Genomic DNA, 16555 nt, shown 5'->3' with positions numbered 1-16555 from the left:
GCCGGATACTCACGCCGCACGGCAGTCTGGGAACTGGAGGGGCACATGTCTGATCTTCCCCGGAAGGCGGTCACCCGCACCGCGAAGCTGGCAGCCCTGCCGCTCGGCTTCGCCGGCCGTGCCACGTGGGGGCTGGGCAAGCGCATCGGCGGGAAGTCCGCCGAGATAGTGGCCCGGGAGGTCCAGCAGCGCACGGCGGACCAGCTCTTCAAGGTCCTCGGCGAGCTGAAGGGCGGTGCGATGAAGCTCGGACAGGCGCTGTCCGTCTTCGAGTCCGCGTTGCCCGAGGATGTGGCGGGCCCCTACCGGGCGGCGCTGACCAAGTTGCAGGAGGCGGCACCGCCCATGCCGGCCCACACGGTCCACGGGGTGCTGGCGGACCGGCTCGGCGAGGACTGGCGGGAGCTGTTCGCCGAGTTCGAGGACCGGCCCTCCGCCGCGGCCTCGATCGGACAGGTCCACCGGGCCGTGTGGCACGACGGGCGCGACGTCGCGGTGAAGGTGCAGTACCCGGGCGCGGGTGAGGCGTTGCTGTCGGACCTCACCCAACTCAGTCGCTTCGCAAGGCTGCTGGGCCCGCTGGTCCCCGGCATGGACATCAAGCCGCTCATCGCGGAGATGCGCGACCGGGTGTCCGAGGAGCTGGACTACGAGCTGGAGGCCCGTGCCCAGCAGGAGCACGCCGCGGAGTTCGAGGGGGACCCGGACGTGGTGATCCCGGCGGTGGTGCACCAGTCGGAGCAGGTGCTGGTCACGGAGTGGATCGACGGAGTGCCGCTGTCGGAGGTGATCGCCGACGGTACGCAGGAACAGCGGGGCCGGGCGGGCCAGTTGCTGGCACGCTTCCTGTTCTCGGGTCCGGCACGCACCGGCCTGCTGCACGCGGACCCTCACCCGGGCAACTTCCGGCTGCTGCCCCCCGCGGACACGGCCACGGAGGACGCCGAGGATCCGGACGGGGACGGGGGCGGGCCCGACGAGGGCGCGGTCGAGGCCGAGGGCGGGAAGCCGTGGCGCCTCGGGGTGCTCGACTTCGGCACGGTGGACCGGCTTCCGGGTGGTCTGCCGCGGACCATCGGCGACGCCCTGCGGATGACGCTGGACGGGGACGCCGACGCCGTCTACGCCATGCTGCGCGAGGACGGCTTCGTCAAGGAGTCCATCGATCTCGAACCGGACGCGGTGCTCGGCTATCTGCTGCCCATCATCGAGCCGGCGCAGGCGGAGGAGTTCACGTTCACCCGCTCCTGGCTGCGGAGCCAGGCCGCCCGGATCGCCGATCCGCGCTCACCTGCCCATCAGTTGGGCAAGCAGCTGAATCTGCCGCCGGCGTACCTGCTGATACACCGCGTGACGCTGAGCACGATCGGGGTGCTGTGCCAGCTGGGTGCGACGGTCCGCCTGCGCGACGAACTGGAGACCTGGCTGCCGGGATTCCTCCCGGAGGGCGAGCCGGACGAGGACGCCGCCGAGGAGGACGTGACGGTCGAGGTGTAGGGGCCGCTCCGCCTCCCCCTCCCGGGCCGCCTTCCGCTCCCCGGTCCGCCTCCCTCGCCCGGGCCTTCTCTTCCTCCCTGGCCCCGGGGGCCGACGCTTCCCTCCCCCGGTTCACCACCAGGTGGAGTCGAGCCGGCTTTCGATCGCCCGGAGGTGGGTGCGCGCGCAGTCCTCGCAGACGTACCGGCGCTCGCCGTTCTCCACGGTGCAGAGCCACGTCACGGGTGGCGGGTCCGACTCCGCGGCGGCGCCGCAGCGGGCGCACACCACCTGGCCGGCGCCCGGTTCCGCGGGGTGCTGAGTCTCCTCGTCCACCTCGCGACGATAACGCCGCGGGCCGTACGGCGCGCGCCGCGACGCACTGCGGGGCCGGCCCGTTCGGACCGGCCCCGCTGATGGGGAGGGTGGCTGCCTGGGGCCGAGCGGTGGCCCGGCAGCGGTGGTGCGCCGTACTGCTGGTGGGATGTCAGTGCATGACAGCCATGGCCAGCGCGCGGCGGGCGCGCATCGAGGCACGCTCCGCACGGCGCTGCATCCGCCGGGCGGCCGCCAGGCGCACTGCCTGACGTCCCTCCTCGGCCTCCCTCAGGCGGTCGTGCATATGCGCACGGGCCAGGGCTTCTGGGATGAGTTGCATCTCGCGGGTCCTGTTCTGACGCGAGTCGTTCGCGCCGATGATGGTGACGTCCGGGGTTGCGGAGCCGACGGGCTCCTTCGCGGTGCTCGTGGTGGTGATCATTGGTGCCTGATTCCGGGGGTCATGAGTCTGGGGACGGTCGATGGTGCCGATGCGCTTCGTTCGTGTGGGGGCCATGACCCCCAGGCCGGCGGTCACGCCGCGACCGGGTTCTTACGCGGACGGCCACGGGGCCGCTTGCGGGCGACGACGACGCCCTGGACGAAGAGCTCTCCACCCCAGACGCCCCACGGCTCGCGCCGCTCCTTGGCTCCGGCGAGGCAGGCCTCGACCAGCGGACAGGTACGGCAGAGGGACTTGGCGTACTCGACGTCGGCCGGGGACTCGGCGAAGAAGACCTCCGGGTCGTAGGAACGGCAGGGGACGGGTACGCCGAGGTTCTCGATGGCGTCGTCGAGCGCGGTGAGCGCGGTGAGGGGGATCAAGGTGGAGTCCTCCGTGAGGCCGGGCGGGGAGATCGTGTCGGAAGGCGGTACGGACGGGGCGTGCGTCTCGAGTTGCACGGTGGCGTTGTCCTCGTCTGGTCGTGCCGGCCTGTTGGCCGGTTGGCGGCTGGTACCAGGTCCTGCTGTCCCGAGGCTCCTTCGTCTCGTCTCATCCGTTCGGACAAAACAAAAGGGCCGCGGATCCCGAGTGGGGTTCCGCGGCCCTGAAGGCGCCGGCCTGATCGGATCAGGCTGGATCACTCCAGGGTTCAGGCCCACGGAAGGCCCACATCGTGTGGTGCTGCGTCGTCTGCTTCTTGGCTCCGGCACCGGCTGCGGCGGCCGCAAAGGCATAGGCCGAGGCCTGACCCTTCGCTACTGCTGCTTCCGGTGCCCCGGTCGGTCGCTCATTGCGCTCCCGCACGGGCAGGCTCGCCAGGGACAGCGGGCTGACCAGGGAGACGCCGGACACACCGGTGCCACGGAGAGAGAGCTCCGAGGAGCTGGCGAGGCCGAGCGAGCAGGTGGAGACGACCGACGGATCGGTCATTTTGATGGTGTTGATGATGCTGATCACGACAATCGCCTCCTCTCGGCGTCTCAAGGGACCGGCCGGGGCCGATCCTGCGGTATTCGGATAAGTACAGCACGGAGTCAGGGCTTCAGAGAAGTCGCTGTTCCCGTGGTTAAGAACCTATGGTGCTTGCCGCTGCGCGCGCAAACTATTTTTTCGACGAGTTTTTCTCACACGTCGTCCTCACCCTCTCCGGGCTCCTGACCCACCGTCCGGCCTGCGCAGATGGCCAGTACGTCCGCCCCGAACCTGGTCAGCTTCCGGTTGCCGACACCGGCGATGACGACGAGCTCGCCCTCGCTGCCGGGCGCCGCCTCGGCGATCGCCATCAGTGTCTTGTCGGTGAAGACGCAGTACGCGGGCTGGCTGATCTCCTTCGCCCGGTCCGCGCGCCACTCGCGCAGCCGCTCGTACAGGCCCTCGTCCATGTCCGAGGGGCAGTCCTCGCAGCGCATCAGTTTCATCTCGCCGGCCTCGGTCAGCGTCCTGCCGCAGACCCTGCACCGCACCGGGCCCCTCCGGGCGGCCCTGACCGGCCTCTCCGCTCCGGCTCCGCCCGTGCCCGTACGGGAGCCGCGGTCGATGCCGCCGCCTCCTCCGGCACCGCCCCGTGTGCCGAGCGCCGCCGAGCCGGGCCGCAGCCCGTTGAGGAAGCGGGTCGCCCTGCGGTTCCCCCGGCCGCCCGGCGACCGGGACAGCGCCCAGGACAGCGAGAGGTGGAAGCGGGCCCGGGTGACGCCGACGTACAGCAGCCGGCGCTCCTCCTCGACCTGTTCGTCCGTCTTGGCGTAGGCGATCGGCATCATGCCCTCGGTCAGCCCGACCAGGAACGTGGCGTCCCACTCCAGGCCCTTCGCCGAGTGCAGCGACGCCAGGGTGACGCCCTGGACCGTGGGCGCGTGCTGGGCCGCGGCCCGCTCGTCGAGCTCGGCCACCAGATCGGAGAGCGTCGCGCCCGGCTTGGCCTGTTCGAAGTCCTCGGCCAGCCGCACCAGCGCGGCCAGGGACTCCCAGCGGTCCCGCACCGCTCCCGATCCGGCGGGCGGCTTGGAGGTCCATCCCTTGGTGGAGAGCACGGCCCGCACCTCGGACGGCAGGTCGTCGGCGCCGTCGAGCAGCGAGTCGTTTCCCCCCGCCCGGGCGGCGCCGCGCAGGGCGACGCCCGCCTCCCGCACCTCGGGCCGGTCGAAGAAACGCTCGGCGCCGCGGAGCTGGTAGGGCACGCCCGCGTCCGCCAATGCCTGCTCGTAGACCTCGGACTGGGAGTTCACGCGGTACAGCACGGCGATCTCACCGGCCGGGACACCGGCGGCGATCAGGTCACGGATCCGGCGTGCGGTGCCCTCGGCCTCCGCCGGCTCGTCCGCGTACTCCGTGTAGACCGGCTCGGGTCCCTTGTCGCGCTGCGAGACGAGCTCCAGCCGGTGTTCGGCCGCCCTGCCCCGCGCCTGGCTCAGCAGACCGTTGGCCAGGTGGACGACCTGGGGGGTGGAGCGGTAGTCGCGGACCAGCTTGACCACGGTCGCGTCCGGGTGGCGGGTGCGGAAGTTCAGCAGGTGGTCGGGGGTGGCACCGGTGAAGGAGTAGATCGTCTGGCCGGCGTCGCCGACGACGCAGAGGTCGTCCCGGTCGCCGAGCCACAGGTCGAGGAGCCGCTGCTGGAGCGGGCTGACGTCCTGGTACTCGTCGACGACGAAGTGCTGGTACTGACGGCGCACATGTTCGGCGATGTCATGACGGTCCTGGAGGATGCCGACGGTGAGCAGCAGCACGTCCTCGAAGTCGATCACCGAGCGGTCGCGCTTCAGCTGCTCGTACATCGCGTAGATCTGGGAGAGCTCGGCCGGGTCGCGCGGGACGTCACGCTGGGTCTTGGCGACGGCGGCCGGGTAGTCGGCGGGGACGGTCTGGGTGACCTTGGCCCACTCGATCTCGCTGGTGGCGTCCCGCAACTCGTTGCGGTCGAGCCGGACCCCGCAGCGGGCGGCGGCCTCGGCGACCAGCTGGACCTTGCGCTCCACCAGACGCGGGAGCTCACCACCGACGGCTTTCGGCCAGAAGTACTGGAGCTGGCGCAGGGCGGCGGAGTGGAACGTCCGGGCCTGGACCCCCGTCGCGCCGAGCTGGCGGAGCCGGCCCCGCATCTCCCCGGCGGCCCGGTTGGTGAAGGTGACGGCGAGCACGGTCGTCGGCTGGAGGATCCCGGCACGCACCCCGTAGGCGATGCGGTGCGTGATCGCCCGCGTCTTGCCCGTCCCCGCTCCGGCCAGCACGCAGACCGGTCCACCGAGGGCCAGCGCGACCTCGCGCTGCTCCGGGTCGAGCCCGTCGAGCACGGCGTCCGCGGTGTCGGGGACCTGGGGGAAGAGGGTGGAATGCGTTGCTGCTGTCACCCTGCCATGCTGCCAGGTCGCGAGGGGCCGCAGCGGCGGTTGTCCACAGGGGGTGCCGTTCGTCATACCGGCGGGAGGCCGTGGGAATGGCCGTCGGGTCCCGTACGTTCCCTCCATGCGGGAGTACGCGCGTGCGTGCGGCTCCCGTTCAGCGAGACGGACAAGACGAAGGAGCGCCGACGACATGCCGGGCACTGTGACGATGTACAGCACCACGTGGTGCGGCTACTGCCGCCGGCTCAAGGGGCAGATGGACCGCGAAGGCATCGCGTACACCGAGGTCAACATCGAGCAGGACCCGGACTCCGCGGCCTTCGTCGAGAAGGCGAATGGCGGAAACCAGACGGTTCCGACGGTGCTGTTCCCCGACGGTTCCACGCTGACCAACCCCTCGCTGGCCCAGGTCAAGCAGAAGATCGGCGCCTGATACAGGTACGGACGCGGCCCCGGGCAGAAGCCCGGGGCCGCCGTCGTCCGCTCCCCGGACCGGCCTCGTCGTGTCAGCGCCCGCGAGGCTTCCTGCGCCACCAGCCCGGGCGCTTCCCCGCCTCCGGGCGCCGCTCCGCTTCCCGGTCGGAGATCCGCACGGCCGCCGGCTCCGTTCCCGGTTCCGCCGCCGCTTCCCGTACAGCGGTCCTGATGCGGTCGAAGGTCGCTATCGCGTTCTGCTTCTCGCCGGGCAGGACGACGCCGATGCAGACCAGCGTGAACCGGTCGTCCCCGAGCGACTCCCCCACGAAGACCGGAGCACCGGCGCACCCCTCGGGCACGGTGGAGTCCCAGTGGACACGGCCGTCGCTCCCGCGCGTCACCTGGCCCACGACGACGGCCTGCAGCCTCTCCCCGTCCGGCCCCACGTCATGACCCAGGATGTAGGCGAACCGGGGCTCGGCGCCGATCCGGGCGATGTCGTCCCGGCGCGCGGCCAGTCCGTCGGTGATCTCGTCGGTCGCCCAGCTCCAGCCCTTGCGCGTGCCGTGGGCGTGCAGGCCCGCCGTGGGCATCACGGCGACCCCCAGGTCACCGAGGACGGTCCACCCTTCGGCGAAGTCCGTCATGAGGAGCTTCTCCGCGCTCATCCCCGGTTCGCACAGCTCGGGTCGCAGCGTCAGCTCGCCCAGGTCGTAGCCCGTCACCCCGGCCGCCGTCACGAGGTACTGGCTGATGACCTCGGAGCCGGGCGGGGAGTCGAGGAGGTCGTTGAACCAGAACGCCGTCCCGTGCCCGCGATCGGCGTGCGCCTGTTCGAAGGGGAGGGTCGAGCGGCCGGCGTTGGCCATGATGGCGTCGATGATCGCGTCGTGACGGACGCTCGGTTCGGGCATGGGCGCGGACTCTACCGATGCCTCCCGTGCACGGGCGCACCAGGGCGCCCGTAACGCAAGACCCGTGTCCTCAGCCGATGCTGCCGGGCCTCGGGAGCGGCTTGCCGTACCAGAGCTCGATGAGGCGCGCCGCGATCGAGACGCCGAAGGGGGGCAGCACCTCTCCCGAGTCGAAGGCGGCCGTCAGCTCCTCGCGGGAGAACCAGCGGGCCTCCTCGATCTCCTCGCCGTCCACATTGATCTCGGAGGACGTGGCGCGTGCCATGAAGCCCAGCATCAGGCTGGAGGGGAACGGCCAGGGCTGGCTGGCGATGTACTCGACCTCGCCGACGACGACCCCCGCCTCCTCGAACACCTCGCGGGCCACGGACTGCTCGATCGACTCCCCGGGCTCGACGAAGCCGGCCAGGGTCGAGAAACGGCCCTCGGGCCAGTGGACCTGGCGTCCGAGCAGGGCACGGTCCTGGTCGTCCGTGACCAGCATGATCACCGCGGGGTCGGTCCGCGGGTAGTGCTCCGCCCCGCAGGCCTGGCAGCGGCGGATGTGGCCGGCCGCCGCGATGACGGTGCGCTCGCCGCAGCGAGAGCAGAAGCGGTGCAGCCGCTGCCAGTTCTCCAGGGCCACCGCGTGCACCATCAGCCCGGCGTCGCGCGGGCCGAGGAGCATCCCGGCCTCGCGGAGCCCGGCGGGCCGCGCGGACTGGTCCATGCGGCCCGGGAGGGAGTCCTTCTGGAGCGCGAAGTAGCGTACGCCGTCCTCGTCGGTGCCCAGGAAGTAGCGGTGGGTCTCGGTGACGGGCGCCTCGAAGGCGGGCGTCATGACGAGTTCGGTGCCGCCGTCGGGGGTGTCGTCGACGAGCGCCTGTCCGCCGGAGACCACGAAGACCCTGGTCGTCGGGTGGCTCCAGGCCGCGGCGAGCCAGGCCTCGTCGAGCCGGTGGTGGGCGGCGCGGTCGATGCCGCTGGGCGCGGTGAAACCGATCGGACGGGCGGTGGCGTTGTCGAAGGTGCTCACAGGTGCTTCCTACTCCCCCGGGGGTGGATCGGGCGTTCAGAGATTCAGCGGAGGGCGTCGGCCAGCTCGCCCCACAGATGGGCGGTGGTCTCGACGCCCTTGAGGAGGAGGCCGAGCTCGACCTTCTCGTCGGGGCCGTGCCAGCCGTCGGACGGTACGGAGATGCCCAGGAAGAGGACGGGTGCGCCGAGCACGTCCTGGAGGTCGGCGGCGGGCCCCGAGCCTCCCTCGCGGGTGAAGAGGATCTTCGTCCCGAAGGCCCGTCCCATGGCGCGGGCCACCGCCTGGAGGGCGGGGTGGCCCAGGGGCGTCAGACAGGGGCGGGTGGCGGGGCGGAAGGTGATCCGGTGCCGGATGCCGGCCGGGATCCTGGCCTCGGCCCAGGTGCGTACGGCTTCCTGGATCCGTTCGGGGTCCTGGCCCGCGACCAGCCGGAAGCTCAGCTTCACCAGCGCCGACGAGGGGATGACCGTCTTGCTGCCGGCGCCCTGGTAGCCGCCGCCGATGCCGTTGACCTCGGCGGTGGGGCGGGCCCAGACGCGCTCCAGGGTGGAGTAGCCGGCCTCGCCCGCGGTGGCGTACGAGCCGGCGGTGCGCAGCCAGGTGTCCTCGTCGAAGGGCAGCTCGGCGAAGAGGGCCCGCTCGGCCGCGGTGAGCTCGGTGACGTCGTCGTAGAAGCCGGGGACCGCGACCCTGCCCTCCGTGTCGTGGAGAGCGGCGACGAGGCGGGCGAGGACGGTCGCGGGGTTGGGCACCGCGCCGCCGAAGGAGCCCGAGTGGATGTCCTGGTCCGGGCCGTTCAGCTCGATCTCGCACTCCGCGAGGCCGCGCATACCGGTGCAGACCGTGGGGGTGTTCTCGTCCCACATGCCGGTGTCGGAGACGATCACGACGTCGGCCGCGAGCCGGGCGGCCCGCTCCTCGGCCAGCGCGCGGAAGTGCGGCGAGCCCGACTCCTCCTCGCCCTCGATCAGCAGCTTGAGGTGCACCGCGGGCGTCGTGCGGCCGGTCACCGCGAGGTGGGCGCGGACGCCGAGTGTGTGGAAGAACACCTGGCCCTTGTCGTCGGCGGCGCCGCGTCCGTACATCCTGCCGTCGCGGATCACCGGCTCGAACGGGTCGGTGCTCCAGCCGTCCTCGCGGGCCGCGGGCTGCACGTCGTGGTGGCCGTAGACCAGGACGACCGGGGCGTCCGGGTCCTCCGAAGGCCATTCGGCGAAGACCGCCGGGGCTCCTGGCGTCTCCCAGATCTCGGTGACCGGGAATCCGGTCTCCGCGAGCTTGGCGGACAGCCACTCGGCACTGCGCCGTACGTCCCCGTCGTGCTCGGGCTGAGCCGATACGGAGGGGATGCGCAGCCACTCGGCGAGGTCGTCGAGGAACGCCGCGCGGTGCTGTTCGGTGTACGTACGGACGGCGCTGTCCGGGGTGTCGCTCATGCTTATGAGCCTATCGGCCCTCGGGAGGTGGCTCGTCCAGCAGGAGCCGCTCCAGCTCCTCCCTGCCCGGCAGCCCGGCGGGACGGGACGTCTCCCCCGTGCGTACGTACAGGAAGGTCGCCGTGACCGCTTCCAGCGGCAGCCCGTGCAGTTCGGCCCAGGCCAGGCGGTAGACGGCGAGCTGGAGCGGGTCGGCCGTGCGGTGCCTGCTGGTCTTCCAGTCGACGATCTCGTACGTCTCCCCCGTGCGGTAGACCGCGTCGATCCGGCCGCGGATCACCCGGCCTCCGAGCGTGATCTGGAACGGGGTCTCCACGCGGTACGGAGTGCGCCGGGCGTACGCGGTGCGCTCGAAGGCCTCCTTGAGCTCGGCGAGGTCCCGCTCGTCGGCGATCTCCGCGTCACTGCCGTCGCCCCCGGGGAGTTCGTCCGGGCCCAGCATGGGCAGGGGGAGCTCCTCGAAGCGGGACTCCACCCAGGCGTGGAAGCGCGTCCCCCGGCGTGCGGCGGGCTGCGGGGGGCGCGGCATGGGGCGGGCGAGCTCCCGGGCGAAGCCCTCGGGGTCGTCGGCGAGGTGCAGCAGCTGGGTCGCGGAGAGCGTGGCGGGTACGACGACGTCGCGCACGGCCGCGCGGGCACGGCGCAGCTCACCGGCGAGGGCGTCGAGGTCGCGGTCCCAGGAGGCGAGGGTGCGGGACTCCTCCGGGGTGAGGTCCGCGTCCGCCGGGGCACGGGCGGCGGGCACGTGGGGCGCGGGGCCTTCCGGGAGGACGGCCGCCGCGGGCACGGACGGGGCGCCGCCTGCGGGGACGGCGGGGCCGCCGTCCGGGAACGGGTCGTCGAACGGCGCGTCCGCCTCGTCGTACGCCGGCATCTCGTCCTCGTGCGGAGGCTCCTCGGGACCGTCCCCGTACGGGGGCTCCTCGGGACCGTCCCCGTACAGCGGCTCCTCGGGACCGTCCCCGTACGGGGGCTCCTCGTACGCGTCCGGTACGGGCGTGGCCGCCAGGGTCTCCAGGTGCGCCAGCACCGTGTCGCGGGCGGCGCGGCGGCGGGCCAGGGCCGTGCCGTCGAGCGGCAGCGGCCACGCCTGGTCGGCGTCCTTCTCCTGGAGCGCCGGGTTCTCCTCGTCCTCCTCGGGCTGGTCCGCCCAGACCTCGATCTCGCCGTACCCGGCCGCGCAGTGCTCGTACAGCGCGTCCAGGAAGGCGGACGGGCCCCGGGGCTTCTTCTGGGAGGGGCCCCACCAGTGTCCGGAACCCAGCAGCAGGCGGCGGGGGCGGGTGAAGGTGACGTAGCCGAGCCGCAGCTCCTCGGTGTGCTGATGGGCCTTCAGCTCCTCCTTGAACGCCTTGAGCCCCTTGGCGTCGAAGGAGTGGAGGGCGGGGAGCGTCGCCGCGTCGCCGCGCAGGGCGTGCGGGAGGACCTGGGGCTGCGAGGTCCAGGCGTCCCGGGACTGCGTGCTGGGGAACTGACCGCCCACCAGGCCGGGGACGGCGACGACGTCCCACTCCAGGCCCTTGGACTTGTGGGCGGTGAGCACCTTCACGGTGTTCTCGCCGCCGGGCAGGGCGTTGTCCAGGCCCTTCTCGTACTGCGCGGCGGTGCGCAGGAATCCGAGGAAGGCGAGGAGGCTCGCCTCCCCGTCCACCGCGGCGAAGCCGGCCGCGACGTCGAGGAAGTTGGCGAGGGTCTCACGCCGGCGTGCGGCCAGGGCGTGCGGCGAGGCGGAGAGCTCCACTTCGAGCCCGGTGGTCGCGAGGACGCGGTGCAGGACGTCCATGAGGGGGTCGGCCAGCGAGCGGCGGAGGTCGCGGAGCTCGGTGGCGAGCCGGGCGAACCGTACGCGCGCCTCGGCGGAGAAGGGCAGCTGGTCGTCCTCGGCGCCGCCGGACTCCAGGAAGGTGTCGAGGGCGTCGGCGAGCGAGATCACCTCGGCGGGGTCGATGCCCTCGACGGCCTCGGCCAGCCGCTGGTCCGGGTCGGCGTCGTCACCGGCGGTGGAGCGGTGGACGAGGAGGCGGGCGCGGCGTCCCAGGAGCGCGAGGTCCCGGGGCCCGATGCGCCAGCGCGGCCCGGTGAGCAGCCGGACCAGGGAGGCGTTCGCCCCGGGGTCCTGGAGGACCTCGCAGACGGCGACGAGGTCGGCGACCTCGGGGAGGTGGAGCAGCCCGGACAGGCCTACGACCTCGACGGGGATGTCCCGGGCGACGAGGGCTCCCTGGATACGGGGGAAGTCCCCCGCGGTCCGGCACAGGACGGCGATCTCCCCGGGCGGGGTCCCGGTGCGGACGAGATGGGCGAGCGAGTCGCCGAGCCAGTCGATCTCCTCGGCGTGGGTGCGCAGGAGGGCGCATCGGACCGTGCCCTCCCTCTCGGCACCGGGCGCGGGGCGCAGCGCCTCGACGCCCTCGTGCATGGCGCGCAGGGGTTCGGCGAGTCCGTTGGCGAGGTGGAGGAGGCGGCCGCCGCTGCGGCGGTTCTCGCTGAGGGAGTAGCGGGTGGCCGGCGTCCCGTCGGCGTGCGGGAAGTGCTCCGGGAAGTCGTCGAGGTTGGCCACGGAGGCGCCACGCCAGCCGTAGATCGCCTGGCAGGGGTCGCCGACGGCGGTGACGGCGTGCCCGGTGCGGCCCGAGGGGCCGCTGCCGAACAGGGCGGAGAGCAGCAGCCGCTGGGCGACGGAGGTGTCCTGGTACTCGTCGAGCAGGACGACCCGGAACTCGTCGCGGAGGATGGCGCCGACCTCGGGCCGGGTGAGGGCCAGCTCGGCGGAGAGGGCGATCTGGTCGCCGAAGTCGAGGAGGTCCCGGCCGCGCTTGGCCGCGCGGTAGCGCCGGGTCAGTCCGAGGAGCTCGCGGCGGGCCTCCGACGCCTCGGGGAGCTTGCGCAGCTCGGCGTTGGTGAGCCTGGCCGTCCCCAGGTCCTGGAGGAGCCCGGTCTCGTACTCCGCGAGCTGCTCGGGGCGTACGAGGTGTTCGGCGAGCTCGGCGTCCAGCGCCAGCAGGTCGCTGACGAGGGTGGAGAAGGACCGGGTCAGTGCCGGGTACGGGCCGGGGGCCTCCCGCAGCACCCGGGCGGCGAGCTGGTAGCGGGTGGCGTCGGCGAGGAGCCGGGTGGTGGGTTCGAGGCCGATCCGCAGGCCGTGGTCGGTGAGGAGCCGGCCGGCGAAGGCGTGGTACGTCGAGATGCTGGGTTCGCCCGGGGGGTTGTCCGGGTCGATGACGTCCGGGTCGGTGACCCCGGCCGCGACGAGGGCCTTGCGGACGCGCTCGGCGAGCTCACCGGCGGCCTTGTTGGTGAAGGTCAGGCCGAGGACCTGCTCCGGGGCGACCTGTCCGGTCCCGACCAGCCAGACGACCCGGGCGGCCATCACCGTGGTCTTCCCCGAGCCGGCGCCGGCCACGATCACCTGCGGGGCGGGCGGCGCGGTGATGCAGGCCGTCTGCTCCGGGGTGAAGGGGATCCCGAGGAGCTCCTTGAGCTGCTCGGGATCGGTGATACGGGAGGACACTCCAGAGAGGCTAACCGGACCCACCGACAACGCCGTCCGGCGCGGAATCCGCCGGGAAGATCATTCGATGATCTGCCGGCCCTCGGGCTGCGCGCTGCACGACGCCCTGAAGGCGCAGTGGGTGCAGTGCTGGCCGGTCGTGGGGGTGAACCGTTCGTCCAGGACCCGGCCCGCCGCCGTGGCCAGCAGGTCGGAGACCCATTCCCCGGAGAGGGGTTCCTGGGCCTGCACCTTGGGAAGGGCGTCCCCGCCCTCCTTCTTCGGGGCGGGCTGGCGCAGCTGGACGAGTTCGGCTCCCCCGGCCTCCGGGCGGCGGCCGTCGAAGACCTCGTCGACGGCGCCCTCCCTGACCGCGAGCTGGTACACGGCGAGCTGGGGGTGGGACGCCACCTCGTCCTTGGTGGGCGCGCCCTTGCCCGTCTTGAAGTCGACGACGTACGCCCGGCCCTCGGTGTCCTGTTCGACCCGGTCCATGGAACCCCGGATGCGTACGGCGTACTCGCCCGCTTCGAGGGTGACGTCGAAGTCGTGCTCGCTCGCGGTGGGGGTGCGGCCCGCGCGGTCCATGACGTGCCAGCGCAGGAAGCGTTCCAGGGCGGCGCGCGCCTGGTCCTTCTCCTGCGACGACTTCCAGGGGGCGTCGAAGACCAGGCCGTCCCACACGGAGTCCAGGCGTTCCATCAGGACGTCCAGGTCGGCGGCGGTGCGTCCGGAGGCCACCTCGTCGGCCAGCACGTGGACCACGTTGCCGAAGCCCTGGGCGGCGGTCGCCGGGGCGTCGGCCTTGACCTCGCGGCCCAGGAACCACTGGAGGGCGCAGGTGTTGGCGAGCTGGTCGAGCGCGCTCCCGGAGAGCGCGACGGGGTGGTCCCGGTCGCGCAGCGGCACCTCGGAGCGGGTCGGCTCGTCCAGTCCCCACCAGCGGTGCGGGTGGGCCGCCGGCACGAGGGGCTGGCCCTCGTCGTCGCTGAGCGCGGCGAGCCGGGCGAGCCGTCGCGCGGCGGCGTCGCGCAGGGCCTCCGAGGCGGCCGGGTCGACGGTCGTCGCCCGGAGCTCGGCGACGAGCGAGGCCACCGCCAGCGGGCGGCGGGGGCGTCCGGTGACGTCCCGGGGTTCGGTGCCGAGCTCGGTGAGGAAGCGGGAGGGCTGGTCCCCGTCGTCGGCGGGTGCCTTGACGGCGGTGACGACCAGACGGTCACGGGCCCGGGTCGCGGCCACGTAGAACAGCCGGCGCTCCTCGGCCAGGAGTGCCCCCGGGGTGAGCGGTTCGGCCAGACCGTCGCGCCCGATCCGGTCCGCCTCCAGGAGTGATCCCCGGCGCCGCAGGTCGGGCCAGAGCCCTTCCTGCACCCCGGCGACGACCACCAGGCGCCACTCGAGCCCCTTGGAACGGTGCGCGGTCATCAGCCGTACGGCGTCGGGTCGTACGGCGCGCCGGGACAGGGTGTCGGCGGCGATGTCCTGGGCGTCGACCTCCTCCAGGAAGTTGAGCGCGCCGCGCCCCCCGGTGCGCTCCTCGGCGCGTGCCGCGGTGTCGAAGAGGGCGCACACGGCGTCGAGGTCACGGTCGGCGTTCCGGCCGCCCGCACCGCCGCGCAGAGCCGCCCGCTCCAGCCGGCCGGGCCAGGGGGTGCCGTTCCACAGGGTCCACAGGGCCTCCTCGGCGGTGCCGCCGGACTCCAGGAGTTCGGTGGCCCTGCGCAGCAGCGCGCCGAGCCGCTGCGCGCCCCGGGCGTACGCCGGGTCGTGCGTGGCCAGGCGCTCGGGCTCGGCGAGCGCCTGGGCCAGCAGCTCCCCGGACGGCGGCGGTACGCGGTTCCCGGCGGCCCGCTCCTCGTCGCGCAGGGCCCGGCCGAGGCGGCGCAGATCGGCGGCGTCCATGGAGCCGAGCGGCGAGGAGAGGAGGGCGAGGGCGGTCTCGGTGTCGAGCAGCGGGCCGCTCTCCCCCTCCTCCGCTTCCTCGGGCGCGGAGGGGCGCAGTGCGGCCGTGGCGACGGTGCGCAGAGCGGTCAGCAGCGGGGCGACCGCCGGCTCATGGCGCAGCGGGAGATCGTCGCCGTCCACCTCCAGGGGCACCCCGGCGGACGTGAGCGCCCGGCGCACGGCCGGGATGGAACGGCCGCCGGCACGTACGAGGACCGCCATGTCGCGCCAGCGCACGCCTTCCTCCAGGTGCGCGCGCCGGAGCAGGTCGGCGATGTTCTCCAGCTCGGTGGAGGGCGTCGGATAGGTGTACGCCTCGACCCGGCCGCCTTCGCGTACGGCGGACAGCTCGCGGTGGGCCCGGACCTTGTCGGAGGGCAGGCGGGTGAGCGGCATCCGGCGGGTGAGCTTCCGGGTGGCGTCGAGCAGCACCGCCCCCGAGCGGCGCGAGGTGGTGAGGACCCCGACGGGTGCGGGCCCGCCGTCCGCGCGGCGGAAGGTGTCCGGGAAGTCGAGGATGCCGTTCACGTCGGCGCCCCGGAAGGCGTAGATCGACTGGTCGGGGTCGCCGAAGGCGATCAGCGTGCGACCGCCTCCGGTGCCCGGCGCGGCGCCGCTCCCGTTGCCGGCCAGCGCGTGCAGTAGCCGCACCTGGGCGGGGTCGGTGTCCTGGTACTCGTCGACGAACACCACGTCGTAGCTCCGGGCCAGCTCCGCCGCCACCTCGGGCCGTTCGGCGAGCAGGACCGCCCGGTGGACCAGTTCCGCGTAGTCGAGGACGCCCTGGGCGTCGAGCACGTCGAGGTACTCGGCGAGGAACTGGGCGGCGGCGCTCCAGTCCGGGCGTCCGGTGCGGCGCGCGAAGGCGGCCAGCGCGTCGGGGCCGAGGCCCAGCTCACGGCTGCGGGCCAGCACCGCGCGGACCTCGTCGGCGAAGCCCCGGGTGGTCAGGCACGCCCGTAGCTCGTCCGGCCAGCGCACATGGGCCAGCCCCGCCCGGTCGAGACCGAGCTGGCCGGCGAGGAGCTCGCGGACGGTGACGTCCTGCTCGGGCCCGGAGAGCAGCCGCAGCGGATCGGCGAAGAGATCGGCGTCCTGGTGGGCACGGACCAGGGCGTAGCAGTACGAGTGGAAGGTGGTGGCCTGCGGCCCCCGGACGCCGCCGAGCCGGGCCGCCATCCTGTCGCGCAGTTCGACGGCCGCCTTGCGGCTGAAGGTGAGGACGAGGATGCGGGCGGGGTCGGTCCCGTCGGCCACCCGCCGGGCGACCGCCTCGACGAGCGTCGTGGTCTTGCCGGTGCCGGGCCCGGCGAGGACCAGCAGCGGGCCGTCCCCGTGGTCAACCACGGCGCGCTGCGGTGCGTCCAGGAGAGGGGGTTCCACGGAGCCCGGAGGGGTGCGCACCAGCCGGTACGCGCCCGGGGCCCGCCGCCGCGTCTGGCGGTGCGGGCCGTTCCGGGTGGTGAAGGAGGAGCTCACGTGGTTCGCCGGTCCTGGTGGGTGTACTCGGTCTGCGCGGTGGCCCGCCCTGGGGTGACGGGCCCGGGTGTGACGGCTGCTGGTGCCGGGCGGTGCGGGGGCCGTGAGGACGGCCCGGTCGCGGAGGAGAGGGATGAGGGAGTCGGATGAGGGAGCGGAGCGTGCCGCGTGTCCACGACGCTACGCCAGCGGCGGGGCGGACACCGGGCCTCGGACCGCGTCCCCGGTCACACGACGGCTCCGGCCGGCCGACGCGTCCCCTTCACCGGCACGGCGC

At 73.2% G+C, this 16555-nt stretch carries 12 protein-coding genes; 2 read left to right on the top strand and 10 right to left on the bottom strand.

Annotated elements, in window-relative coordinates:
• Window positions 1-45: 45 nt before the first annotated feature.
• Window positions 46-1497 (top strand): ABC1 kinase family protein, encoded by a 1452-nt coding sequence (locus ACZ607_RS14980; protein ID WP_469735135.1) that lies wholly within the window; start codon window positions 46-48, stop codon window positions 1495-1497.
• Between the two features lie 111 nt (window positions 1498-1608).
• On the opposite strand, the gene ACZ607_RS14975 is transcribed toward ACZ607_RS14980, so the two are convergent.
• The 5 genes from ACZ607_RS14975 to ACZ607_RS14955 all read right to left on the bottom strand — a co-directional run bounded on the left by ACZ607_RS14975 (window position 1609) and on the right by ACZ607_RS14955 (window position 5586).
• Window positions 1609-1812 (bottom strand): hypothetical protein, encoded by a 204-nt coding sequence (locus tag ACZ607_RS14975; protein WP_469735134.1) that lies wholly within the window; start codon window positions 1810-1812, stop codon window positions 1609-1611.
• Between the two features lie 151 nt (window positions 1813-1963).
• A complete protein-coding gene (locus tag ACZ607_RS14970) occupies window positions 1964-2311 on the bottom strand; it encodes a hypothetical protein (protein ID WP_469735577.1) in 348 nt (115 codons plus the stop codon).
• Window positions 2312-2328: 17 nt separating this feature from the next.
• Window positions 2329-2697 (bottom strand): WhiB family transcriptional regulator, encoded by a 369-nt coding sequence (locus ACZ607_RS14965; RefSeq protein ID WP_033298139.1) that lies wholly within the window; start codon window positions 2695-2697, stop codon window positions 2329-2331.
• 169 nt (window positions 2698-2866) lie between these two features.
• Entirely contained in the window at window positions 2867-3196 is a 330-nt protein-coding gene (locus ACZ607_RS14960) for a hypothetical protein (protein ID WP_469735133.1), read from the bottom strand.
• A 167-nt stretch (window positions 3197-3363) separates the two neighbouring features.
• Complete coding sequence (locus ACZ607_RS14955) at window positions 3364-5586, bottom strand: ATP-dependent DNA helicase UvrD2 (RefSeq protein WP_469735132.1); 2223 nt, start codon at window positions 5584-5586, stop codon at window positions 3364-3366.
• Between the two features lie 184 nt (window positions 5587-5770).
• On the opposite strand from ACZ607_RS14955, the gene ACZ607_RS14950 reads away from it, so the two are divergent.
• A complete protein-coding gene (locus ACZ607_RS14950) occupies window positions 5771-6013 on the top strand; it encodes a mycoredoxin (RefSeq protein ID WP_203182343.1) in 243 nt (80 codons plus the stop codon).
• Window positions 6014-6086: 73 nt separating this feature from the next.
• On the opposite strand, the gene ACZ607_RS14945 is transcribed toward ACZ607_RS14950, so the two are convergent.
• From ACZ607_RS14945 to ACZ607_RS14925, 5 genes are all read right to left on the bottom strand, one after another.
• Window positions 6087-6911, bottom strand: coding sequence for a hypothetical protein (locus tag ACZ607_RS14945; RefSeq protein ID WP_469735131.1), 825 nt, complete (start codon window positions 6909-6911; stop codon window positions 6087-6089).
• 70 nt (window positions 6912-6981) lie between these two features.
• A complete protein-coding gene (gene nudC / locus ACZ607_RS14940) occupies window positions 6982-7926 on the bottom strand; it encodes an NAD(+) diphosphatase (protein WP_469735130.1) in 945 nt (314 codons plus the stop codon).
• Between the two features lie 44 nt (window positions 7927-7970).
• On the bottom strand, window positions 7971-9365 hold the full coding sequence (locus ACZ607_RS14935; protein ID WP_469735129.1) for a dipeptidase: 1395 nt from the start codon (window positions 9363-9365) through the stop codon (window positions 7971-7973).
• Between the two features lie 10 nt (window positions 9366-9375).
• On the bottom strand, window positions 9376-12876 hold the full coding sequence (locus tag ACZ607_RS14930; protein WP_469735128.1) for a UvrD-helicase domain-containing protein: 3501 nt from the start codon (window positions 12874-12876) through the stop codon (window positions 9376-9378).
• A gap of 60 nt (window positions 12877-12936) precedes the next feature.
• A complete protein-coding gene (locus tag ACZ607_RS14925; RefSeq protein ID WP_469735127.1) occupies window positions 12937-16278 on the bottom strand; it encodes an ATP-dependent helicase in 3342 nt (1113 codons plus the stop codon).
• Window positions 16279-16555 lie beyond the last annotated feature (277 nt).

The organism is Streptomyces sp. NPDC104381 (genome assembly GCF_055583745.1).
Note: the sequence above shows the minus strand (reverse complement) of the source record. Positions and strands in the feature narration are given on the sequence as shown.